Origin of the sequence: Streptomyces gottesmaniae, from assembly GCF_031845845.1 — a bacterium.
Lineage (GTDB): Bacteria > Actinomycetota > Actinomycetes > Streptomycetales > Streptomycetaceae > Streptomyces > Streptomyces akebiae.
In genome coordinates this window covers 253705-275548 of the sequence record NZ_JAVRFJ010000004.1, presented here as the reverse complement: position 1 = coordinate 275548, position 21844 = coordinate 253705, and the positions used below count along the sequence as shown (strand labels likewise).

Annotated in this window: 17 protein-coding genes; 7 read left to right on the top strand and 10 right to left on the bottom strand. The window is 71.0% G+C overall.

What is annotated here, in order from left to right:
- Positions 1-7 precede the first annotated feature (7 nt).
- Positions 8-1063 carry a ferredoxin reductase gene (locus tag RM704_RS07140; protein ID WP_033532069.1) on the bottom strand — a complete coding sequence of 352 codons (1056 nt, stop codon included), beginning with the start codon at positions 1061-1063 and terminating at the stop codon, positions 8-10.
- Between the two features lie 86 nt (positions 1064-1149).
- Here RM704_RS07140 and RM704_RS07135 point away from each other — a divergent pair, with 86 nt between their 5' ends.
- Positions 1150-2289 (top strand): PucR family transcriptional regulator, encoded by a 1140-nt coding sequence (locus tag RM704_RS07135; RefSeq protein WP_033532070.1) that lies wholly within the window; start codon positions 1150-1152, stop codon positions 2287-2289.
- Positions 2290-2532: 243 nt separating this feature from the next.
- On the opposite strand, the gene RM704_RS07130 is transcribed toward RM704_RS07135, so the two are convergent.
- From RM704_RS07130 to RM704_RS07120, 3 genes are all read right to left on the bottom strand, one after another.
- Positions 2533-2889 (bottom strand): VOC family protein, encoded by a 357-nt coding sequence (locus tag RM704_RS07130; RefSeq protein ID WP_052146530.1) that lies wholly within the window; start codon positions 2887-2889, stop codon positions 2533-2535.
- Positions 2890-3453: 564 nt separating this feature from the next.
- On the bottom strand, positions 3454-6381 hold the full coding sequence (locus RM704_RS07125) for a glycosyl hydrolase 115 family protein (RefSeq protein WP_438828903.1): 2928 nt from the start codon (positions 6379-6381) through the stop codon (positions 3454-3456).
- Positions 6382-7280: 899 nt separating this feature from the next.
- Entirely contained in the window at positions 7281-8096 is an 816-nt protein-coding gene (locus RM704_RS07120) for a sulfite exporter TauE/SafE family protein (RefSeq protein WP_033532071.1), read from the bottom strand.
- Positions 8097-8757: 661 nt separating this feature from the next.
- Between RM704_RS07120 and RM704_RS07115 the strand changes: the two genes are divergently transcribed.
- The gene (locus tag RM704_RS07115) at positions 8758-10758 is read left to right on the top strand and encodes a serine/threonine protein kinase (RefSeq protein WP_033532072.1); all 2001 of its coding nucleotides are present in this window, start codon (positions 8758-8760) and stop codon (positions 10756-10758) included.
- Positions 10759-10832: 74 nt separating this feature from the next.
- Positions 10833-11924 (top strand): DNA polymerase III subunit beta family protein, encoded by a 1092-nt coding sequence (locus RM704_RS07110; protein WP_078937540.1) that lies wholly within the window; start codon positions 10833-10835, stop codon positions 11922-11924.
- Between the two features lie 253 nt (positions 11925-12177).
- Here RM704_RS07110 and RM704_RS07105 read toward each other — a convergent pair whose 3' ends face one another.
- Entirely contained in the window at positions 12178-13005 is an 828-nt protein-coding gene (locus RM704_RS07105; protein ID WP_033532073.1) for an SDR family oxidoreductase, read from the bottom strand.
- 63 nt (positions 13006-13068) lie between these two features.
- Between RM704_RS07105 and RM704_RS07100 the strand changes: the two genes are divergently transcribed.
- From RM704_RS07100 to RM704_RS07085, 4 genes are all read left to right on the top strand, one after another.
- Positions 13069-14295, top strand: coding sequence for an acyl-CoA dehydrogenase family protein (locus tag RM704_RS07100; RefSeq protein WP_033532074.1), 1227 nt, complete (start codon positions 13069-13071; stop codon positions 14293-14295).
- 132 nt (positions 14296-14427) lie between these two features.
- A complete protein-coding gene (locus RM704_RS07095; protein WP_078937512.1) occupies positions 14428-14922 on the top strand; it encodes a MarR family winged helix-turn-helix transcriptional regulator in 495 nt (164 codons plus the stop codon).
- Positions 14923-14973: 51 nt separating this feature from the next.
- Positions 14974-15171 carry a hypothetical protein gene (locus tag RM704_RS45520; RefSeq protein WP_033532075.1) on the top strand — a complete coding sequence of 66 codons (198 nt, stop codon included), beginning with the start codon at positions 14974-14976 and terminating at the stop codon, positions 15169-15171.
- Between the two features lie 164 nt (positions 15172-15335).
- Positions 15336-16241, top strand: a complete 906-nt coding sequence (locus tag RM704_RS07085; protein ID WP_033532076.1) for an NmrA family NAD(P)-binding protein — start codon at positions 15336-15338, stop codon at positions 16239-16241.
- Positions 16242-16417: 176 nt separating this feature from the next.
- Here RM704_RS07085 and RM704_RS07080 read toward each other — a convergent pair whose 3' ends face one another.
- From RM704_RS07080 to RM704_RS07060, 5 genes are all read right to left on the bottom strand, one after another.
- The gene (locus RM704_RS07080; RefSeq protein WP_033532258.1) at positions 16418-17506 is read right to left on the bottom strand and encodes a JmjC domain-containing protein; all 1089 of its coding nucleotides are present in this window, start codon (positions 17504-17506) and stop codon (positions 16418-16420) included.
- A complete protein-coding gene (locus tag RM704_RS07075) occupies positions 17503-18666 on the bottom strand; it encodes a hypothetical protein (protein WP_033532077.1) in 1164 nt (387 codons plus the stop codon). The genes RM704_RS07080 and RM704_RS07075 overlap by 4 nt, the downstream gene beginning before the upstream one ends.
- A complete protein-coding gene (locus RM704_RS07070) occupies positions 18663-20996 on the bottom strand; it encodes a DUF6624 domain-containing protein (RefSeq protein WP_052146533.1) in 2334 nt (777 codons plus the stop codon). The genes RM704_RS07075 and RM704_RS07070 overlap by 4 nt, the downstream gene beginning before the upstream one ends.
- Before the next feature lie 92 nt (positions 20997-21088).
- Entirely contained in the window at positions 21089-21244 is a 156-nt protein-coding gene (locus RM704_RS07065) for a hypothetical protein (RefSeq protein WP_192829857.1), read from the bottom strand.
- 104 nt (positions 21245-21348) lie between these two features.
- Positions 21349-21654, bottom strand: a complete 306-nt coding sequence (locus RM704_RS07060; protein ID WP_078937541.1) for a hypothetical protein — start codon at positions 21652-21654, stop codon at positions 21349-21351.
- Positions 21655-21844: the final 190 nt, after the last annotated feature.

Here is a 21844-nt window from a genome sequence, read left to right as displayed (position 1 = left end):
GGTGCTCCTACCGTTCGATGTCACAGGGGCCCGCCGCGGCGGACACGCAGGTCTGGATGAGGACGCCCGGCTCGGCCTCGGTGATCTCGCCGGTGCGCAGGTCGCGGACGGCGCCCGCCTTGAGCGGCGTGACGCAGCCGAAGCAGATGCCCATGCGGCACCCGGACGGCATGAGCACGCCGGCCTCCTCGCCGACATCCAGCAACGGCGTGGCGCCGTCCGCGTCGACGGTCTTGCCGGTGGTGCTGAACGTGACCTCGCCACCGTCGCCGACGGCGACGACGCTGGGGCGGAAGCGCTCGGTGTGCAGACGCTCTCGGACGCCGTGCTCGGTCCAGTGCTCCTCGGCGGCGTCGAGCAGGCCCGTGGGCCCGCAGGCCCAGGTCTCTCGCTCGGCCCAGTCGGGCACGAGTTCGTCGAGACGGGAGATGTCGAGCATGCCGTGCGTGTCGGTGTGCAGCTCGGTGAGACGCAGCTTCTTGTCCGCGACCAGGCCGTGCAGATCGTCGCGGAAGATCACGTCTTGCGGGCGTGGCGCGGAGTGGACCATGACGACGTCGTCGAACTCGGTGTCGCGCAGCATGCCCATCACAGGCGTGATGCCGCTGCCCGCTGTCAGATAGAGCACCTTGGCGGGCTTGGCCTCCGGCAGCACGAAGTCACCGGTCGCCTGGTCGAGCTGGATCAGCGTGCCCGGTTTCGCCCTGCGGACCAGGTGGTTGCTGACCTTGCCGTCCGGGATCGCCTTCACGGTGATCGAGACGCGGCCGTCCTGGCGGTCTGTCGGTGAGGTGAGCGAGTAGGCGCGCCACAGGCGCACCCCGTCGACGTCGACCCCGATCCGCACGTACTGACCGGCTGTGTGGCCGCGCCAGCCCCGTCCCGGCCTGATCACGATGGTCGCGGCGTCACGTGTCTCGGGGTGCACGGCCTCGATACGACCCCGCAGGTCGGCGCCCGCACGCAGCGGGCTGACCAGGTCGAGGTAGTCCGACGGCAGCAGCGGCGTCGTGACCATCTCCAGCATTTTCCACGCCCTGCTGCGGAGGGCTGCACTCGTCATGAGTCCAGCTTGATGCGCCGCAGGGCGTAAAGTCCTGTCCGCAGGACGTGAATCTGATCGGCTGAATTGTTCACAGGGAACAAAATATGAGCCATGTAATCCGGAGGGCCACCGAACTGGCCCTGGATGAGACGACGGTCGCCGCGCTCCGGGCCGCGCTGAGAACCACCGCCGACGAGGTCGTCCAGGCGATCATCGACGAGGTCCCTCCTTACGCCAACGCCCTGTCGGGCCGCATGGGCGGCACCATCCGACGAGCCGTCCGCACCGCCCTGGGCAACTACCTGGACGTGGCGAGCGGGAACGCCACGGGCGGCGACGCCGGTGACGCGGCTTACGAGCTGGGCCGCGGCGAGGTGCGCGACGGCCGTTCGATGGACGCCCTGCTCAGCGCCTACCGCGTCGGCGCCCGCGTGGCCTGGCGATGCCTGGCCGCGGGCGCCGTACCCGCAGGTCTGCCCGCCGCCGAGGTCGCCAAGTTCGCCGAGCTGACCTTCGCCTACATCGACGAGCTCTCCGCCGCGAGCGCCGCGGGCCACGCCGACGAACTGGCCGCCCGGGGCCGGGTGCATGAGCGTCACCTGGAACAACTGGTCCGGGACCTCCTCGCCGGCGCGAGCCCGGACGTGCTGCAGGCATCTGTCCAACGGGCAGGGTGGCAGCCTCCGGTCTCGCTGACCGCGGTCCTGCTGCCCGCCGCCCAGGCCCGGCCTGCCTACCGGGTGCTCGACCCGAGCACCCTCGTCCTCGACGATCTGCCGGACTCCTCGGGCGTGCTGCTCGTCCCCGATGCCGACCGACCACATCTCTTGCGCCAGCTGGCCGACCGCACCGCCGTGGTCGGCCCGGCCCGGCCATGGACTCGTGCGTCCGCCTCGTACGCACGAGCCGTGCGCGCGCGTTCACTCTCCTGCGACATTCGCGACACCGAGGAGCACCTGCCCGAGCTGGTACTGAGCGCCGACGGGGACGCACTCGCGGACCTGCGCGCCCGAGCCCTCGCACCGCTGCGGACCCTGCCTGTCGCGACCGCGCGGCGGCTGGAGGAGACCTTGCGGGCGTGGCTGCTGCACCAGGGGAGGCGGGACGAGGTGGCGGCGGCGTTGTTCGTCCATCCCCAGACCGTCCGGTACCGGATGTCGCAGCTGCGGGAGCTGTTTCCCGACCTCGGGTCGCCGCACCGGGTCCTTGAACTGACGCTGGCGGTCGGTCTTCGGGACAGCTGACACGTTCTTCAGACCTTCTGCGGCTCGCCGCGGGCCAGGAGTCCCTGCCCTCATGCCCCTACGGCCGGAAGATCACCCGACCCGGCGGTTGCCCGCCGTTCCCCGCCACATGAGGCATTCGAGGAGCATCACCCCAGCTGATGTGGGCCGTGCGGACCCGCCGTGGGGGGACTCGTCGTCCTCTCGAAGCCAGACGACGGCAGGCGCGACACCTGGCGTGCGCGCCTGCCGCATTGCGGCCTTTCAGTCCCGCGGTGCGACGCGGATACGGTTCCCGTCAGGATCGGCTGCGAGGAAGGTCAGCCCGAACCCCGCGTCGTGAGGCTCGCGCACGATCGTGACGCCCTTGGACTGCCACTGCTTGAAGATCGCGTTGAGCTCGTCGGGACCACCGTCGATGGCCAGGCAGACCTCACTGGTACGCGGGACGTCCGGTGACAGATGCTCGAACTGGCCAGACCACAGACCGAGGTCAGCGCCCGGCCCGAGGTCGAAGGTGATGTATCCCGGAGTCTCGAACGAGGGGCTCATGTCGAGGAGGTCGCTCGTGGGAGCGCACCTGCATTGCGGGTCTGCACTGCGTGTCTTCACTGCGCTCATCGCGCAGGCCGACGCCCGAAGAGGACCTCGATTGGGCCGTCTCGGTTGATTCCACCCTCGTGGGCGCTCACCAGCACGCTGCCGGAGCTCACGGCCTCGATCACATTGGCCGCAGCACGAGCGGGAACGCCGCAGGGCGATCGGGATCGTCCAGAACGGCGGCTTCCTGGCGTGCGGTCATTCCGATGGAGACGGAGTCGTCCCATGGCCATCCGCGAGAACTTGCCCGAAGCTCGTGTCAGGAGCGAGTCTTCCGATGGGCGAGGAAAGCGAAGACCGCCAGAAGCGCTCCGCCTGCTGCTGCGATCACTCCGAGCACAATGGGCACAGTGTCGCCCGTGACTGCTCCCGCGAGGCACGCACATATGCCGCCGATGATCGCAATCACGGAAAAGGTTCGCACTCCCCTGATCGCATCCCTCATGGACGCGTCCCTCCCTCGCAACCAGCGCTCCTTCCGAATCCGCAGGAAAATGTTGGGTCGTTGAGCCTGACAGTGCACGAGGACGCCGCAGCCGGACGTGGGCCGTCGCGGCGTCCGCCGTGAGGGGTGGTGACGCCTGCCTACCGGACCGGTGTGTCCGGCAGCCCCCACGGCTCCTCCGGCACGGGATCGGGGTTGTAGGAGTGGTGGTAGCTCTCCGGCGGCGCGAGGTAGGTGACGGGCAGCCCGCCGGTGTCGATGACGATCTGGTCCACGGCGATCGCGGGATCGACCATGAAGAGCCGTAGGACGTGTTCGCCGGGTTCGGTGACGGTCACGGTGGTGGTCAGTTTCTCGATGCCGTCCTCGACGTTGCGGGCCCAGGCGTCGCCGCGGTTGCCCGTGGCGACGGCCTGTCCCGCCAGGACGGCGACAGGCTGGTCGTCGAGGGCCAGGGCGACCCGGCGACGGCCGCGTTCGTCGAGGGAGGGGAGCCTGAAGGCAGTGACCCGGAAGTCCCCGGTGCCGGCGAAACGGACCCGGTAGCGCAACTCCGGTGCCCGAGTGGTGAGTTCGTCGGTGATCGGCGCCGCCGTCGAAGGCACCGCCTCCATGGCGGCCGTACGGCGGCCGAGCCCGCGTACCGTCCGCCAGCGGGCCCCGCCGCGCGCCACCCGGTGGTCGTAGTGCGCGGCGTCCATCGAGACATACCCATGGGCCTCGACGAAGCCGCGCGCCCGCCGGCGCGCCCGCCTCCCGTCGTTGAGCACCCGTAGGGGTACGGCGAGGCTGTTGCCTGCACCGGTGACGGTCACCGTGGCTTCGTGTGCGCCCTTGGGCACCCGCTCCCAGTCGATCTCCACGGACACCCGGGTCTGTTCGGTCATCGTGCCGCCGGAGGTGCTCAGCCGTACCCACGGGTGGCTTGCCTCGGCAGCCCAGTCCAGGGGCAGAAAGCCGGTGTTGAACACGTCGACGAAGCGTCGGTCACGGGTGTAGGAGGAGAAGGACAGAGGCCGTCCGGTGCCGGTCTCGTTGCCCTCGGCCGCCACGCCCAGACCCGAGGTCTCCTTCCGGGCGACCCTGGTGACGCTCGGACGTCCTGGCGCCTTGGGGATCTCCGAGGGGTACGGGTTGACGATCCCGTTCCACTTTCCGCCGGCCACCTCGGTGTTGTAGCGCCTGGTGATCGCCGCCTCCTCGGCGTGGGCGGCGTCGGACAGGTCCGCGAAGCGGTTGGCGCCGGCCCCGCGCCCCTGGCGGACGGCGAGGGCGTTGCGCTCCGCCCAGTAGAACTTCAGGTTCATCAAGTAGGCGCCATGGACCGGGTATTCGACCAGTTCGTAGAAGGCGTCACGGTAGGCCTCCGGCAGCTTGGCGCCGAGCGCGCGGACCCGCCGCAGGAGGCGGTCGTACGCGGACATCCGGCGGCCCGCCTCGTCGCCGTGGTGGACCACGGAGAGCAGACCGCGGGCGACGAACTCCGGCCGCAGCTCCGCCGCGAGGCGGTAGTACTCGGTGCGGATCGCGGCGATCTCCGCGCCGTGGCGGTGCCCGAACTGCCGCCCGGCCCATTCGACGAGGAAGCCCTCCACCTCGTCGGCGTCCCACCGGTCCACGTCCCAGGCCATGTCCATGGAGAAGGACAGCCCGGTCTCGATCGACTTGATGTCTCCCACGTTGAAGATCCACATACGGTCGGCGCCGTGCTCGTAGACCCGACGCAACTCCTGCCAGATCTTGGCGAGTTGGGTGGTGTCCAGCCACAGATAGCTCTTGGGGCGGCCCCAGTAGGAGAGGTGGTAGTAGATGCCGTTGCCGCCCGCTCGCCGCCGCTCCGCCTCGTCGGGCAGTTGGCGCATGTTGCCGTGGTTGTCGTCCGGCCAGATCAGCGTGACGTCGTCGGGCACCTGGACACCCGCGTTGTACAGGTCCAGGACCTCCTTGTACGGGATGAAGATCTGCGGTTCGGCCGCGGCGCCCACCTCCTCGGCCAGGAGGCGGCGCTGGTCCGCGATGATGTCGTTCATCACCACGACCTTCTCCGCGAGGGTCGTGGCGTGCTTCGTCTCCAGCGCACTGTCGTGCAGACCGCGCATCCCCAGGGTCCAACTGCTCTCGTAACCGGCGTTCTGCCGCGCCCTCGCCCGCCAGTAGTCGGAGATGACGGCGGGGTTCACCGTGTAGTCGTACACCGGCAGGCTGCCGTCGGCGGCCGGGTGCTCCTTGGCCCACGGGTCCCACTCGTGGACGCCGTTGCGCAGCATGGCCTCGGGGTGGCTGGATCCGACGACGATGCCGTAGTGGTCGGCCAGTTCGGGGTTCGCGCGGTGTTTGTTGAAGAAGTCGGAGTACGGATGCATGGCGGGCCACAGGTAGTTCGCCTTGAGACGGAGCAGCAGCTCGAAGACGCGTCGGTAGGTCTCGGGGCCGATGTGCTTGTCCGGTTCCTGCGTCCGGTGGGACCAGGTGGTGAGGTTCTGCTCGTCGTTGATGAAGATGCCCCGGTAGCGGACGGACGGCTCGTACCTCTTCCGCGTGCCCGACGGGACCGTCACCGTGTCGCGGCGTTCGACCGGAACGTCGGCCCACCAGTGCCACGGCGACACCCCGATGCGCTCCGAGATGTCGTAGACGCAGTAGACGGTGCCGCGCCGGTCGCTGCCGGCGATCACCAGGGCGCGTTCCACGCCGGGCAGCGGGCGGTCCACGACCTGGGTCACGGACGCCTCCCAACGACCCTTCACCCGGGACACGTCCAGCCGCCGGTCCGCGATGAGCCGGTCGATGGCCGGGCTCGCGCCGATGGTGCCCACCAGGACGAGGAGCGAGGCCTCCTGGGGCAGGGCGCGCAGCAGGCGCGGACGCACCCCGCCGACCCGCTCCACGTCCGCCTGGAGATCCCCGACCGCGCGGGCCACGGCGGGATCGTCGGCCGGGTCGACGAACAGGTCGACGACCACGCCGTCCCGCAGCAGAGGGAAGCCGGCGGCATCGCCCGACGAGGCGGCCAGGGCCGGCGAGGGCAGCACCCCGGGCAGCAGCGGGGCCACACCGACTGCCGCCAGTCCCCGGAGGAACGACTTACGGGTCCACGCGGGCGACGGGCTCTGTGGTTCGTCGTGCGGCACGGGGCGCTGCCTTTCCGCGTCAGCCCTGCCCGACGCCACGTCCGGGCCGTCGGGCAGGGCTGACGCATGACTCGCTGGCGGGAGGCGGGAGGCGGGGAGGCGGTGCTGTCGGCGTGGGGCACGACCTGGTCGCGGGTTGGCATGACCGGGTCAGAAAGCGCTTGCTGCGTACCCTAGGTCAGGCACGCGGACGCGTCCAGACGCGGGGGAGCCTTCTCGTACGGCCGCCGTGGTACGCCGTCACGGGGAGACGAGCGCGCGGATCGTCTGTCACCGTCCTCGGGCTTGCCGCGCGGCACTTGCCCGAGCTGGCGGGGCCGGCACGGAGGCCGCGAGGCGATGCGGCTGCTGCGCCGGCCACGGGAAACCGTGAGCGTCGCGCGGCCTCGACCGGCGCGCCATGGGGCGCCCTCACTGCGAACGCGGTGTCACCGGTCGCGTGGGCGCGGAAGAGAAAGGGATGAAGTGAGGGCGACTGAGCGCACCGCCGTCCGGTTGGGGGCAGCGCTGAGCCTCCGCCACCTTGAAGCCGCAGGGAACGGCTGACCGAGGAGTCGGCGGAGGTGCGGGCAGAGCGGGACGAACTGATTGTCGCTGGACGGGTCCTTGAGCGGGTGTGAACAGCTTGTCGACGAACGTGCCTCGGCCGCGCCAGCGCCTGGACAGGTGGGCGGTCGCGCGGCGGAGGTGGAGGAGACAGACTGCGATCCCGCCGGACCACCAGCACGTTGCCGCCGTCGTACGGCAGGCCGCCGGACCGGTCATGACCCGGCAGGTCGGCGAGACGCTGAGGTGGACGTCACCGTGCGGTCCAAGCTCAAGCCGTCCTGGCCCGGTCAGTCGTGACGGGCCAGTTTGACCGCGGAAACGAGAAGGATCACGGCCAGCACAGGCATGAGTACCAGGTCCGGGAACACCCCGAGAAGCAGTCCGCCCAGGACCGCGCCGACGATCGATCCGGCAGCCATGACCATGGTGAAGCGGAGGTTGGTGCCAAGGACGGCGAAGCTGCCGTCGCGGCTGTAGCGGGCGAAGGCCACCAGCATCGTGGGCAGCGACACCAGCAGGGAAAGGCTTCCCGCCGTCTTGATGTCCTGGCCGAACAGCAGCACGATCGTCGGGATCAGCAACTCCCCTCCGGCCACACCCATGATCGCCGCGACCACCCCGATGCCGAACCCTGCCACGACGCCGCAGGGAACCTGTGCCCACAGCGGCAGCGCAAGCGCGCCCAAGGTGGTCGTGTGCGTGACCATCAAGGCGGTCGCCATGAGCACCATCAGCGCGGCCAACACCTTGTAGAGGGTGCCGCTGCGCATGCGTACCGCCCAGGTCGCCCCGGCCCAGGCCCCAAGCAGGCTGCCGGCCAGCAGGTTGACCGCGACCGGCCAGTGTGCGGCCACCTCCGCGGCAGGGACCGCTGCCAGCCGGGCGGGCAGCGCGACAAGGACCACGACCAGGCTCATCGCCTTGTTCAGGATGACGGCCGAGAGCGCGGCAAACCCGAAGAGGCTGATCAGCAGCGGCAGGCGGAACTCGGCTCCGCCCAGTCCGATCATCCCGCCCAGCACACCGATGGCCGCTCCGGCACCGAACACCACGGGCGCAGACCGCGCCGGGCGAGGAGGAGCGAGGTCCTGGTCCATGGTCATGACGAACATCCTCGCCGGTGGCCGCCCCTGCCACTACGGCACGGCCCCACCTTCGGGGATAGGCACGGGTCACCTACTCAGGATTCGTCCGGACCTCCGCGAACCGGCAGGCCGACCCCTGACGGATCCCATCACGGAAGAGGAGGGCCGTTGTGCCCCACCACCGAGGGCCTGCCCCGCGACGCGAGCGGAACCCGAGAACGCAGAGGGGTAGCACCTCGTGGAGGGCGGCGGCGAGCCGACCGGCATGCGCCTCGGCGCGCAGGCGGGCTTGCGACAGGGCAGTCGGCCGGCTTGCTGTCCACGCCGAGACCCGCGAGCAGACCGACTCCGGGCTGCGAGATGTCTTCAACGGGCGCGTGTATTCGCGCTGTTCACGCCACGGCGAGGTACGGGATCGGGGACGATGATGCGATGAATGGCGACATCGGGGGCGCTGGGCCGGGCCCGGCGGAGAGTCCGAATCGGCAGCTGCCGCGGGCGCGCGTGGGGTGGCCGGTGGCGCGGCGGCCGCGGCTGCGGGCTCGAGGAGCCGCTACTCGTGCCCATGGGACACCTCGTCCGCCCGCCGGCCTCCGCTCTTCCGGCAGCACGCCACTCTCTCGATCCGTCACTCCCTGTCGGCCTGTTCCAGGCCGCCCCTCAGTGCAAGGAAGTACGCGTGAGCGCAATCGGCTCCGGCGGAAGAGTCCAACCGGCCCGTCCCGGCGACCCCTCCCGCATAGGCCCCTACCGCATCGTCGGCCGTCTCGGCGCGGGTGGCATGGGCACAGTCCACGCCGGAGTCACCGCGGAGGGAACACGCGTGGCGGTCAAGGTGATCCATTCCGAGCAGGCGCAGGACCCGGAGTTCAGGGCCCGTTTCACACGTGAGGTGGCACTGTCCTCCCGTGTCACCGGCCCGTATCTGATTCCGTTGCTCGCCGCCGACACCGCTGCGGCGACCCCGTGGTTGGCCACCGCCTACGTTCCCGGTCCGACCCTGGACCAGCATGTGCACGAGCGTGGGCCCCTCGCCGAAGGGAGCTTGTACGCTCTCGCGGCGGCCACCGCGCAGGCACTGGCCGCCATCCATGCCGTCGGCGTGGTGCACCGCGATGTGAAGCCTCAGAACGTCATTCTCACGCCCTCCGGCCCACGCATTCTGGACTTCGGTATCGCACACGCCTTCGACGGAACCAGTGTCACGCGTACCGGGATCATGACCGGGACACCGGGCTGGATCAGCCCCGAACAGTACCGGCAGGGGACCGCGGGGCCGGCGGGCGACGTGTTCGCGTGGGGAGCGCTCGTGGCCTACGCGGCGACCGGAAGGCTGCCTTTCGGCGCCGGCGCACCCGACGTGGTCGCCTTCCGCGTGATGTCGGGGGAACCGGACCTGGACGGCGTCGCCGCGTCCCTGCGCCGGATTCTGGAGAAGGCGCTGTCGAAGGAACCGGGGGACCGTCCGGCGGCCGCCGAAGTGGCCCAGCTGTGCGGGGCGTTGCTGGCTTCCCAGGCCACCCAGATCGTGGGCGTCCACGCGCTGCCGACCCAGACCGGTGACATGGTCGCCCAACTCTGGGACGTGCCCGCCGGGGACGACCCGGCATGGCAGGTGCCGCCGGACCGGTCGGCCAAGCGACGGATCGGCGCCGTGGTCGTGGCGGCGGCGGTGATGGGCGGCCTGGTCGGCGGAGCGACGGCCCTGATGCCCGACACCACCGCCGACGGGAAGCGCGTGGCATCGGCTTCACCCTCCGCGCCCGCCGGGTCCGGACCGCAGGCCCTGAACACCGACGAGGCGGATACCGCCGCGGAGCGGGGCAAGGCCGTGAGCGACGGCGCGGCGAGTGCGGTGAGCTGGGCGGAATCCCGTACGGCTCAGGGCCAGGGCGAACACGACGTGGCCAGGTCCGTACTGCACGACCAGAGTGTTCTGTCCGGGGAGATGAGCGACGTCCGGCTCTCTCCGGGGAGTGTGACGTTCCATGAGGCACGCCGTGAGGTCTATTTCTCGTACAGCCTGGACACCGACGCGCACGGGACGTTGATCGCGGAGACGGAGATCGCCAGAGCGATGTGCTTCGCGTTGCGCGACGTGGTTCTCAACGTCCACCCGGATCTGCCGTATCGCACCTACGTCACGGTGCGGGAGGAGCCGGGCCGCGCCCCGCAGGTGACGTGGCAGGAGGACTTCATCGCCGATGAACGGTGCCGGTCGGCCGCCGAGGACGGCACAGCGCAGAGCGACCCCTCCGAAGCGGAGTCGGCTTGGGAGCCGGACGAGAACGGCCTCGGGGAGGCGATGGTCCCCAGTACCGACCGCGACGAGATCCGGGTTGCCGACCGTGCCGCCAAGAAGGTCATCGAGCGGAGCAACGAGATGCGCCCGACGCTCGGCACCGGCCAGGTCCTCGGCCACGAAGAGATCAAGGTGGGCTTCGACCCTGCGAACTCGGCCATGTACGTGTGGTCGGACTACCTGATGTGGAACCAGGGGCAGGTCGAGACCTGGGCCGAGATGGCCGCGCGCGAGGCATGCCGCGCCCTGGTGAGCCAGCGGCAGAACGCGGGCTCCGGCTGGCCGTACACGCGCTACGCCGTGGCGGAGATCGGCGGGTCGGGCTATCTCATGATCCGTTGGGGTACGGCCACCACGCTCGACGACTGTCCCACCTGATCGAGAAAGGGGGAGGGGCCGAGGTTGACCCTCGACATGGTCGAGGCACCAGAGTCCCGGGTGTGGAGAACGAGATGCGCAGCATTGGAGAAATGTCCCGGGACAGCGGACTCGGGGTGAGCGCCCTGAGGTTCTACGACCGTGCCGGAGTGCTGGTCCCGGCCTGGGTGGACCCGGTGAGCGGGTACCGCTGGTACGAACCCGAGCAGCTCGAAGAGGCTCGGCTGCTGGCCCGGTTGCGTCGGGCGGGCATGCCGCTGGCCGACATACGGCTCGTCCTGGCCGCCTGGGGCGGCGTGGACACGGAACTGGTGCGCGGTCTTCTCCAGGCGCACCTGCGCCGTCTCGAACTGGGGCTGTCCGATGCCCGCAGTGAGTTCTCCACGCTCCGAGCTCAACTCGACCACAGGGAGACAGCCCCCATGACCTCGCTCCACACCACCACCGCCCGGTTCTCCGCGCCGGCGCCGGAGTTGGCCGCCGCGTTGGACGCGGTCCGTTTCGCCGCCGGTACCGACGCGGAGCTGCCGACGCTCGGCGGGATCCTGTTCGACATCGAGGGAGAACTGCTGCACCTCGTGGCCACCGACCGCTACCGGATGGCGGTCGCGCGAGCACGGACGGCCGGGCACGGCGGACCTCGGACGCAGGTGGTCGTGCCTCTTCCGCTCGCCGACGCGATGCGGGCCCTGCTGACCGGCGATGAGCCCGCCCGGCTCATGGTGGACGGTGACCGCGTGACGCTTGAGGCCGGGGACAGGCAGACGGCCGGGCAGAGCCTCGGTGGGGAGTTCCCCGACTACCGTCGCCTCGTCCACCTCCCGGCCGGTCGCCGGGCCCATGTCGGGACGGCGGCCTTCCGCCAGGCCCTGGAGACCGACTCGGTCCGCGAGGGCGAGAAGCGTGAGCGGGACGGCGAACCGTACGACCTGAGCGTGCTCCGGGTGGCGGAGAACGGGACCGTGATCGTCTGTGGCGACGGTGACGACGACCTCAACAACGTGGCCGTCAACCGAGAGTTCCTGCTGGACGCGCTCACCGCCGGGGCCCGGGACGAACTGATCCTGGAGGTGGGCGCGCCCACGGCGCCGCTCGCGATCCGTCGGCCCGACGACGAGCACGCCTTCTCGCTTCTGATGCCGGTCCGCTTGGAGGACCAGGACTAGGACCGGCTTCCGGCGTGACAGGTTCCGTTTCCAGCGGGCAACTGCTGCGAGACCGGGGCTGGTTTCGACCGAAGCGTCGCCGACTGGCGGGCAGCGGCGTGCAAGAGCGAGGACCACACCGGCCGCCACCAGGAGCACACTTGCCTGGCGGTCGGCCAGCACCTCTTCGTGGCTCCCGCCGAAGCACGCCCGTCTGATGGAGGGTCTCGCCACCATGGGGCGAGGCCCGCCCACGCCTCGGAACCGGGTGGGATCAGGCCGGGTCGACGAATATGTCGAGCGCGAGATCACCCTCGAAGCCGGCAGGGCTGTAGGCGGCCAGGTCGGTGATGCCCTCGTCGGACAGGACCTCGTCGTCGATGAACAGGTTGCCGGTGCACGTGCGCGCGTCACGCGTGAGGACGACGTACGCGGCGTCAGCCATGATGCGCGGACTACGGGCCTGTCCGGCGCCGCCGACCACGTTGCGTACGGCGGCCGTGTCGATCAGGGTCCGCGGCCACAAGGAGTTCGCGGCGATCCCGTCGGCGGCGAGCTCCTCGGCGAGCCCGATGGTGCACAGACTCATCCCGTACTTCGACAGCGTGTAACCGAGATGCCTGCCCACCCAGTGCGGCGCGAGGTTCAGCGGCGGCGAGAGGGTGAGGATGTGCGGGTTGTCCGCCTCACGCAGGTGCGGGATCGCGGCCTTGCTCAGCAGGAACGTGCCACGCGTGTTGATGTCCTGCATCAGGTCGTACCGCTTCATCTCCAGTTGCTCCGACGACGACAGGTCGATCGCGCTGGCGTTGTTGACCACGATGTCGATGCCGCCGAAGGCACTGACCGCGGCGTTGACGGCGGTGCGTACGTCGTCCTCGTTGCGGACGTCCCCGACGACGGCCAGCCCCCTGCCGCCCGCGCGCTCGACTTCCTCGACCGCGGTGTGGACCGTGCCTTCCAGCTTCGGGTGCGGTACGGCGGTCTTGGCGAGCATCACCACGTTCGCACCGTCGCGGGCCGCGCGCAGGGCGATGGCGAGCCCGATGCCGCGGCTGCCTCCCGACATCAGGACGGTCTTGTCGGCCAGGGTTCGTGTCATGGTCGAACCTCCAAAATCGATTGGTGAGCTAATCGTATGTGGTGCGAATGATATCGTCCGCGTATGACTTCCACTCCCGTACGCCAGAGCGACCGGCTCTACCACGAGCTCCTCGCCCCCGAAGAGACCCAGTCCGTTCGCGCCGCCGTGCGCCGGATCGCGGAGCAAGAGGTGGCACCGCACGCCGCGGCGATAGCGAACGGCGACGAGCGCGCCGACGGCTTCCCCCGGCCGGTGTTCGACGCGCTCGCATCGGCGGGCGTCTTCCGGATCCCCTTCCCCGGCGAGGTCGGCGGCGACGGTCTGTCCCACCCGGCGACCGCCACCGCCGCGACGATCGAGGAACTGGCCTACTACTCCAGCAGCGTCGCGGCCGTCTTCGACGTGCACTGCATCCTGGCGGGCAACGCCCTGCGGCAGGGCACCGAGGAACAGCAACAGCGCTGGCTGCCCAAGGTCGCAGAGGGCTCGGTGGTCGGCGCGTTCGCCACCACCGAGCCGGACGCCTCCAGCGACCTGTCCCCGCAGGCTGTCCGGACCGAGGCCGTACGCACCGAGACCGGGTGGGTGCTGAACGGCCACAAGCGGTGGATCTCGAACTCGCCCGTGGCCTCCATCGTGGTGGTTCTCGCCCGCACCGGCGAGCGGCTGAGCATGTTCATCGTCGACACAACGCTTCCGGGCGTTCAAGTCGGCCTTCCCGACCGCAAGATGGGCAACCGCGGCCAGCTCACCGCGGACATCCGCTTCACGGACGTACACCTGTCCGACGCCGACCTCCTCGGCGGCGCCGAGGGGCACGGACTGCGCCACGCACTGTCCACGCTGACCTACGGCCGGATCGGCATCGCGGCCGCCGGGGTCGGCATGGCACAGGCCGCCTTCGACCACGCCGTGGCCCATCTGTCGACGCGACACGCCTTCGGCAAGCCGGTGGCCGCCAACCAGCACTGGCAGTTCCTGCTCGCCGAGCGGGCCACCGAGATCGACAACGCCCGCACCCTCGTCACCAAGGCCGCCCTGCGCCTGGACGCCGGCAACCCGTCCCCGGAGCCCGAGGCCGCGATGGCGAAGTACTACGCCACCAAGCTGTCGGTGGACATGGCGCGCGACGCCGTCCAGGCATTCGGAGGCCTCGGCTTCGCCCGCGAACTGGGCGCCGACGGCAGCCCCGGCCCCGTCGAGGCGATCTACCGGGACAGCAAGATCGGCGAGATCTACGAAGGCACCAACGAGATCCAGAAGTGGGTCATCGCCCGGCAGATCTTCGGCCGGACCATCGTCGGCTGACGGCCCCGCGCATCCCCCGCCCCGCGAGCCCCGCTCAGCCCACCGAGATCGCTGCCATGGTCCGTCCACCTCAGGCCTTCTCGTACGATGGACCCAGACGATATGCAGGGCTAACCATGGGCGGGATAAACGATGTCCGAGGCTCCGTTGGTACCGGGGACAGTGGCCGAACACACCATCTGCCTGCTGGTCAAGCTCGGTCAGGTGGCATTCCGGATCGCCGAAGAGGGCATCGGCGCGACCGGCCTGCGCGTGCGCCACTACAGCGTCCTGCAGGCCCTGGCGGACAACGGGGCCATGCCGCAACTGGCGCTCGGCTCGTTCCTGCGCATCGACCCGGCGACGATGGTGACGAGCCTCGACGACCTGGAGCGGGCCGGATACGCCGAGCGGACACGCGATCCGCAGGACCGACGCCGGTACGCCGTCGACATCACCGACGAGGGGCGCAAAGTTCTGGCCGACCTCAACCGCACACTCGTCGGTCTCGACAGCGAAATCCTCGCCGACCTGAGCACCACTGAACGGCACTCGCTCCACGCCCTGCTGGGCAGCCTCGCCGAGAGCCCCGCTCTCACCGCGATGTTCGACGCCGCCCGCGAGCGGAACGGCGCCAAGAGGGCTTGACAGCGGTAGGACCACGCCGACCTCGGCCACGTCATCGTCAACGGCACCCTCATGCACGTCGCGCAGGACGACCTCCCCTTCGGCGGCGTAGGCGCCAGCGAGATGGGCAAGTACCACGGCATCGAAGGCTTCCGCACCCTCAGCCACCCCAAGGGCATCCACGTGCAAGGACGCTGGAACGCCACCCGCCTGCTGCGCGCCCCCTTCGGCAAGCGCACCGAAACGCTCCTCAACTTCTTCCTCCGATGAAGGAGGCACCACCGGCGCCCGCAGGCCCAGAGCACCACAGCCACACACAAGTGCGGCCGGCCGTGCGTCGAGACCGATCGGCGACATCGAGCACCGCAACGCACTACCACCCGGGCAGCGGCCAGAGCCTGGCCGAGGCGAACACCTCCGGAAGGAAGCCACCGATGACTGATCACGACCTCGTTCTCGTCACCGGCGCCGGCGGCATGGGCCGGCTCGTCACCGAGCGGCTGCGCGCCCAGAACGTGCCGGTCCGCGTTCTGATCCGCCGCGAGGACGACCGCGCGGCCGAGGTACGGGCATGGGGTGCCGAGGTCGTCACCGGGGACCTGACCCGGCCCGAAACGGTGGCGGCCGCGCTCGACGGCGTCCGCCGGGCGTACTTCGGACTCAGTGTGTCCCCGGACCACTTGCTGGCGGCGACCGTCATGGCCACGGTCGCGAAGGCACACGGCGAACTCGACGTGCTGGTGGACATGTCGCAGATGACGGTGTCGCAGATGACTGCCACGAGCACCGCGGAGTCCCACCAGCAGCGGCTGCACTGGCTGGCGGAGCAGGTGCTGGACTGGTCGGGCCTGCCCGTGGTCCACGTGCGCCCGACGACGTTCCTCGACAATCCGCTGTTCACCGCTCTCGCGGCGCGCTCGATCCGCGAGAACGGCACGCTGGCGCTGCCGTTCGGGACCGGACGCACCTCGCCAGTCGCCGCCGCCGACGTCGCCCAGGTGGTCGCGACCATCCTGCGCGATCCCACGGAGCACGCCGGGAAGGTGTACGAGCTGACCGGACCGCGGGCGCTCGACATGACCGAAGTAGCCCAGGAGTTCTCCAAAGCACTCGGCCGCACGGTGACCTACGTGGACGTCCCCCTGCAACGGTGGCGCACAGAGGTACTCGCGAACGCGGGCCTGCCACAGCACACCGAGCAGCACATCGCGACCATGGCGCAGCTGCACCGCGCGAACCGTTACGACAGGGCGACCACCGATGTCGAGCGCATCACCGGGAAGCGGCCCCTGACCGTCGAGGAATTCGTCGCCGTCCGCAAGGACTTCTACCTCGGCTGACTGCCGCAGGAATCCCAGGAGGAGGGGGCATCACCGAAGTCGCTGACCCGTCCTGGGTGCCGCGACCCCGCCGCGCTCGACTCCCTCGCCGAGGCCGGGGCCGGGGTCAGCCCGGGCAACGTCCCGTCCGTCCCGTCCGTCCTGTCCTGGTTCGGTTTCCCGCAGTCCGGCGCCTGTCAGAGCGTCCCGCCGTCGTCGTCCGGTGCCCACAGGACGCGCGCGCCGGGTGCGGTCCGCAGGTGGTCGGCCTCGGCGAGGTCACGCGATGCGGCGGCCGTCGGTGCGGGCGCGAAGCCCCCGGCCGTCCAGTGGCGCAGGGAGACGGTGGTGACGCGGGGGTCTATACGCTCGGGCCGGGCGAAGTCGGCGAGCGCCCGCGCCGCACCGCCGAGCGCCTCGGGGAGCACGGGAGACAGCAGGCCGTCCGGACCGGGGCCCGGTGCGCTGACCTCGGCCTCGGGGACGTGGAGCAGGGTGTCCAGGCTGCCGCGGCCGGTGAGCCGGGTCGGGTCGAGGTCGGCGATCAGGGCCTCCACCTCGTAACCGGCGTGGTGCTCGTCCCGGGGCACACCGACGTTGACGCTGGTCGCGGGGGACGTCGTGGCGCTCTCACCGACGTGGTAGTAGTCGGAGGGCCAGTACAGCAGGTCGCCGGGGCCCACGTCGGCGGAGAAGGACTCGGGCAGGTGGCCGGAGTAGTCGACCTTGGTGGAGACGGCCTCGTCCCACGGCCTGCGCGGCCAGAACCGCATACGCTTGCGGCCGCGGAGCCCGAACATGAAGGTGGCGAAGCGGTCCTTGTGGACGCCGACGGGGCTGTGCTCGTAGGTGCCGTGGAACAAGGTCGTGATGGCGCCGGTCACCGGCAGGCCGACCTCTTCCCACAGGCCGGCGTAGAAGGCGCGTTCACGCGACCACAGGGCGGCGTCGAACGCGTGGAAGTCGTTGACGACGAGGGCGTACCGCAGGCCGCCGAGACGGGCGGCCAGCCGGGTGTCGTATCCGTCGAAGCCGCCGTCCTCGGCGGTCGGCAGCAGGCCGTCGGCGGTGTCGCGCTGGACGCGCTCGACCGTCAACTGCGCGTGGGGCGGCATCCGTTCCTCCGGCCCCGCGCAAGGGCTGCCGTGCACAGCCGCCCGAAACACCTCCGATGCCTCGAAGGGGGCGGGCGACAGCGCACGGAACAGCACGGGCGACCGGTCCCAGTACCGCTCCGCGAAGAGGGTCCAGTCGAACTCCGTCTCCACCGCCACCGAGGTGCTCACGCGCCGCTCTCCCGTCCGTCCACGTCCACGCCGCGCAGCGTGTACAGCTTCTCCAGCAGTGCCACGACGGCCTCGTCGTGGCCGGGGCCCGCCACGGCGCACAGGTCACGGACCGTGGGGGTGTCGCCCTGCCGCAGGCGGTCCAGGACGCGTTCGCCGAGGGTGCCGCGGAGCGAGAAGGCGTGGCCGTCGACCGCCCAGAGCCATGTACGCCCGTCGTCGAGGGGCATCCGGACGACAGCGGACGCCGGCCGCAGGCGGTCGTCGGGGGAGAGACGTACGGGTGGCCGCGCGTCCGGGGCGGGTTCGAGACCGGCGGCGCTGACCCTGCGCGCCCACAGGGCACTCAGCAGTCGGCCGAGCCGTGGCGTCGCGGTCACCTCGCGCATCAACTCCGCCGTGCTCGCCAGTTCGGGCATGTCGGGCGGGGTCGGGCCGTCGGGCGGGTACGGCAGGTAAGGGACGCGGTCCTGGCCGCGCCGGGCGTGCACCAGGCCGGCCACGATGTCCTTGACCGCCGCGGTCGCCCGTCGGGGGTCGCGGGGCACCAGGAGCCGCAGGGCCATGGTTCGGGGGCCGAAGGTCAGGGTGTGCGGCCGGTCGGCCGGCCAGTGGAGCAGGTCGCCCGCTCCGGCGTCGAGGGCGGGCCCGGAGTCCCGGGGCGTGGCGGTCAGGCTGCCGCGCAGCACCCAGATCAGGGGGGAGTGGGGGGAGCCGTGGCTCTCCGCGATGCCCTCGCCGAGGACGAGTTCGGCGACGACGGGCAGGACGGGCCAGCCGACCCGCTCCCACAAGGGCGTGACCAGGGAGCGCACCCGCGCCCACAGCGGCGGGTCGAGCATGAGTCCCTGCTCCACCACGAGCAGCCGGCCGCGTCCCGCCATCCGTTGGTCGAGGCGTTCGGCGTACCGCTCGGCGGTCGTGTCCCGCGGCCCGGGCAGCAGGTCACCCGGAGCCCGGATCCGGCCGTCCTCGACGTGGAAGCGGACATCGGGCAGGGCCTGGAAACGGGTTCCGGCGCGGAACGGGCGGGCGGCCTCGACCATCGTCGTGTAGGCGCGGTCGGCGTCGACGGTGCGCGGGCCGCCCGGCGCGGGCACCACCGCGGGTGTCCGCTCCCAGTGGCGGGCGGCGAAGAGGTCCCACGCGGCCCCGCTCACCCGGTGTTCGGCTGGTACCGGCGGTGCAGCCGGCCGGCGTACCGGGCGAGCGGCTCCATCCTCAGACGGCGACGACGTTCGTCCACCTGCTCGGGCTGTTCGATGGGGCACGGCTCCAGCTTCCCTTCCCGCATGCGGAACTTGGTCCCGTACAGCTGCGGCCGGCCCTCCTGGACACGCAGCGCGTCGGTCACGTACGCCACCTGACGCCAGGGCAGATCCCCGTCGCGGGCGGCCTGCTCGATGAGCCGGAGGCACTCGTGCTGAAAGTCCGCCGGCCCCTCGGCGTGCTGGAGGAGCCGGCAGGCCGCGGCCGCCGCGGCCGGACCGACGAGCGCCCGGCCCGGCCAGCCGTGCCGGCGCACCACGTCCTCCAGCCAGCGGACTGCCGCGGCGGTCAGGGCGCGCAGTCCGTCCTCGGTCTCCTCGTCGGTGAAGCGGGAGTCGGTCCAGCGGGTGCGCAGTGCCGCGTCCACCCGGTCGATCGCCAGCAGGCGCCGCCGCACATCGAGCGCGAGGGCGGGCCGCGCCGACGATTCCGTGCGGATCCTCGACGTGTCGCGATCCCAGGTGTGCACGATCCGGCGCCCCGCCTTCGGCCAGTCGAAGGCGACCTCGCCGGTGTTCCGGTCGGAGAGCCGGACGTGGACGCCGTTCCCGTGGAGGTCACCGGGCCCGACGGCGTCGTACACGTACTCCACCGCGTCCCGCAGGGCCACGCCGAGCCCGGCCAGGTCGCGGCCGCGTTCGTCGCGGACGGTGGCCGACGGCGGCCAGTCCGGGTGCGGGTGTCCCGATACGGGAGTGGGGGGCGGTCCGGCGCGCAACAGCGGCCCGCCCTCCATGGAGCGGAAGAAATAGGGGGCGTCCAGCACGTCGAGCTGAGCCGCCTCCTCCGGGCCGAAGACGGTGTCGGTGGGGCCCGGTGCCGTCGTGGTGAGGCGGTCGGCGAGCACCTCGGTGTAGGCGGCCGTCGGCTTGAGCAGGACACGGACGTGCCGCTCCCGTCCGGCGCGGATCAGAAAGGACCGGATGACGTCGTGGTGACGGCACATGAGGGTCCAGGCGTCGAACATCCCGCGCAGGAAGGCCGGAAGATAAGGCCCGTATCCGGTACGGCCCAGGGTGTCCGCGACGACCGTGCGGGTTTCGCTGCGCGTGCAGGGCCGACTTCTACGCACCAACCGCAGGCCGCCGTCGGGATGTTCGGTGAAGTGGGCGACCGGTCCGTCCAGGGTGCACCAACGCGGCTGGTCCTCCAGCCCTGGGTGGTGATGGTCCCCGGCTGCGGTGTCGGCGACGAGTCCGGTGTCGTAGAGGCGTGGCAGCGGCGCGAGGAAGATCTCCATGTCGACCGGGTAGAGGAGGGGTTCCGGCAGGTCGGAACGCGTCCCGGAGAGGATGTTGCCCTCTCCCAGGTCGGCGATGCCGAAGCGGAACGCCGCGGCGGCCAGGGATCCCGCCCGGTGCCAGAGGCGTTCCGCCCGGCGCGGGCCGAGTCGGGTCCCGTCGAGCCGTCTTCCGGGTGCCGAGCGGATCGGGCCCCACTGCGAGGGCGGCTCGATCCACTCCTGCCAGGTGTAGTCCCGTCGGTCGGGGCCGGTGCCCGCAGTGCAGCGCAGGACGGGCAGGACGACCGGCCCCGTCACGGGAGGCAGGGAGTTGAGGAGGGCGAACAGGGAGTCCTCGGAAGCGAGGAAGAGCAGCTCGCCGTCCGCCGGGCGAGGCTTGTAGGCGACCACGCCACCGCCGCTCAGGCTCACGCGCAGGATCCTGCCGCGGCCGTTGTGCGTCTCTCCGCCCTGGGCCTCGATGCCCGTCAAGGGCGGACGCAGCGCGGGCCGGTCGAACCAGGGCCCGGTGACGTCCCGGCTCACCCGCTCCAGGAACCGATCCAGGAACGTCGTCCAGTGGGCGCGCTGTTCGTCGGCCGCGTAGGGGACGCCGGCGGCACAGGCGGTGAACGCCTCGGCCACGAGCGGCCCGAAGAGGGCGTCGTCGGTCACGTCGAGCAGACCGGGGGCGAGCAGGGTGCCGTACCGGGCGGCGGCGTGCCGGCACCAGGCGTCCAGGGCGTCCAACACCCCGACGACGGGGGCGAATCGAGGGGCGGCGAGGGCCGCCGCCAGGACGTCCGCGTCGCTGTCGCCGGCCAGGAAGCGGTCGTGCACGAGCAGGCCGTCGTCGGCGACCCGCAGCACCGGAGGGAACAACCCGCCCGCTCTACCCGCCCGTACCGCCTCCACCACCTTCCGGGCGCCGGCCGGGCCGTGCGGACCCGCACGTCGCGAACCGGCGGCCGGTACCCCGTCCCACAGCACGTCGATCACGGTGTTGTGCCTCCCCCTGAACGGTGCCGCCCCGCTGGTCGCCGGGCGGCACCTGCGCGATGTCCGGTGGTGCGGTTCGGCCGGGGCCTCTGTCAGAGGCAGTACCAGGCGCGACAGGTGCTGACCGCCGCGCGCGTGCGGTGGGGGATGTCCTGCTCCAGTTCGCCGATGACGAGGTCGAGCTCCTCCTCGGCGGACGTCCCCGTCTCGATACCGGTCTGGGCGTCGGGGGTCGCGGCGTAGGTCATGGTGATCCTCCTGGGTCGACGAGTGGTGATCGGAAGAGGGACGGAGCGATTCAGCCGGGTTCGGGCCCGGCCGGGTACGGGTGCGGGTGCGGGTGCGGCGGTACTCAGACGAAGACGGCCTTGATGTCGCCGCCGAAGTACCCGCTGCCGGCCCGGGCCCACGAGATGTTGGGAGCGCTGACGATGTTGCCGCCGATCGTGGTGCAGCCACCCGCGCTGCATGCCGTGCCGACGACGTAGTAGCGACCACTGGTACAGCTGACCCCCACGCTCTTGCCGTCGGAGGCCCGGTACGTGCTGCACTCGATGTCGGCCCGGTCCGGCTGGGCCGCCGCCGGAGTCGCCAGGCCGATCGCGGCCGCCGAAGCGGCGGCGCACAGGACGGCCACCACACGTGCGCGAGACTTCATGCCGATGCTGCCCTTCACGAGGAGTGAGGGAGAAGTCCCGTCGCGACGGCGATGCTCACACCCGTCTCGTCCGTTGTGCACGGCCATGACAGCCGGTTCCCCCTCCGAACGCCGCAGCGGCCGGTCGAGCCGCTGCTCAGCACATCGTGCGGGGGAGCCATGTCCACCGCCATGTTTTCGATGCTCGTCG

What these genes read in the sequence shown, in the direction of transcription:
- RM704_RS07140 (WP_033532069.1), bottom strand. Translation starts at nt 1,063, where the DNA reads ATGACGAGTGCAGCCCTCCGCAGCAGGGCGTGGAAAATGCTGGAGATG.
- RM704_RS07135 (WP_033532070.1), top strand. Translation starts at nt 1,150, where the DNA reads ATGAGCCATGTAATCCGGAGGGCCACCGAACTGGCCCTGGATGAGACG.
- RM704_RS07130 (WP_052146530.1), bottom strand. Translation starts at nt 2,889, where the DNA reads ATGAGCGCAGTGAAGACACGCAGTGCAGACCCGCAATGCAGGTGCGCT.
- RM704_RS07120 (WP_033532071.1), bottom strand. Translation starts at nt 8,096, where the DNA reads ATGACCATGGACCAGGACCTCGCTCCTCCTCGCCCGGCGCGGTCTGCG.
- RM704_RS07110 (WP_078937540.1), top strand. Translation starts at nt 10,833, where the DNA reads ATGCGCAGCATTGGAGAAATGTCCCGGGACAGCGGACTCGGGGTGAGC.
- RM704_RS07105 (WP_033532073.1), bottom strand. Translation starts at nt 13,005, where the DNA reads ATGACACGAACCCTGGCCGACAAGACCGTCCTGATGTCGGGAGGCAGC.
- RM704_RS07100 (WP_033532074.1), top strand. Translation starts at nt 13,069, where the DNA reads ATGACTTCCACTCCCGTACGCCAGAGCGACCGGCTCTACCACGAGCTC.
- RM704_RS07095 (WP_078937512.1), top strand. Translation starts at nt 14,428, where the DNA reads ATGTCCGAGGCTCCGTTGGTACCGGGGACAGTGGCCGAACACACCATC.
- RM704_RS45520 (WP_033532075.1), top strand. Translation starts at nt 14,974, where the DNA reads ATGCACGTCGCGCAGGACGACCTCCCCTTCGGCGGCGTAGGCGCCAGC.
- RM704_RS07085 (WP_033532076.1), top strand. Translation starts at nt 15,336, where the DNA reads ATGACTGATCACGACCTCGTTCTCGTCACCGGCGCCGGCGGCATGGGC.
- RM704_RS07065 (WP_192829857.1), bottom strand. Translation starts at nt 21,244, where the DNA reads ATGACCTACGCCGCGACCCCCGACGCCCAGACCGGTATCGAGACGGGG.
- RM704_RS07060 (WP_078937541.1), bottom strand. Translation starts at nt 21,654, where the DNA reads ATGAAGTCTCGCGCACGTGTGGTGGCCGTCCTGTGCGCCGCCGCTTCG.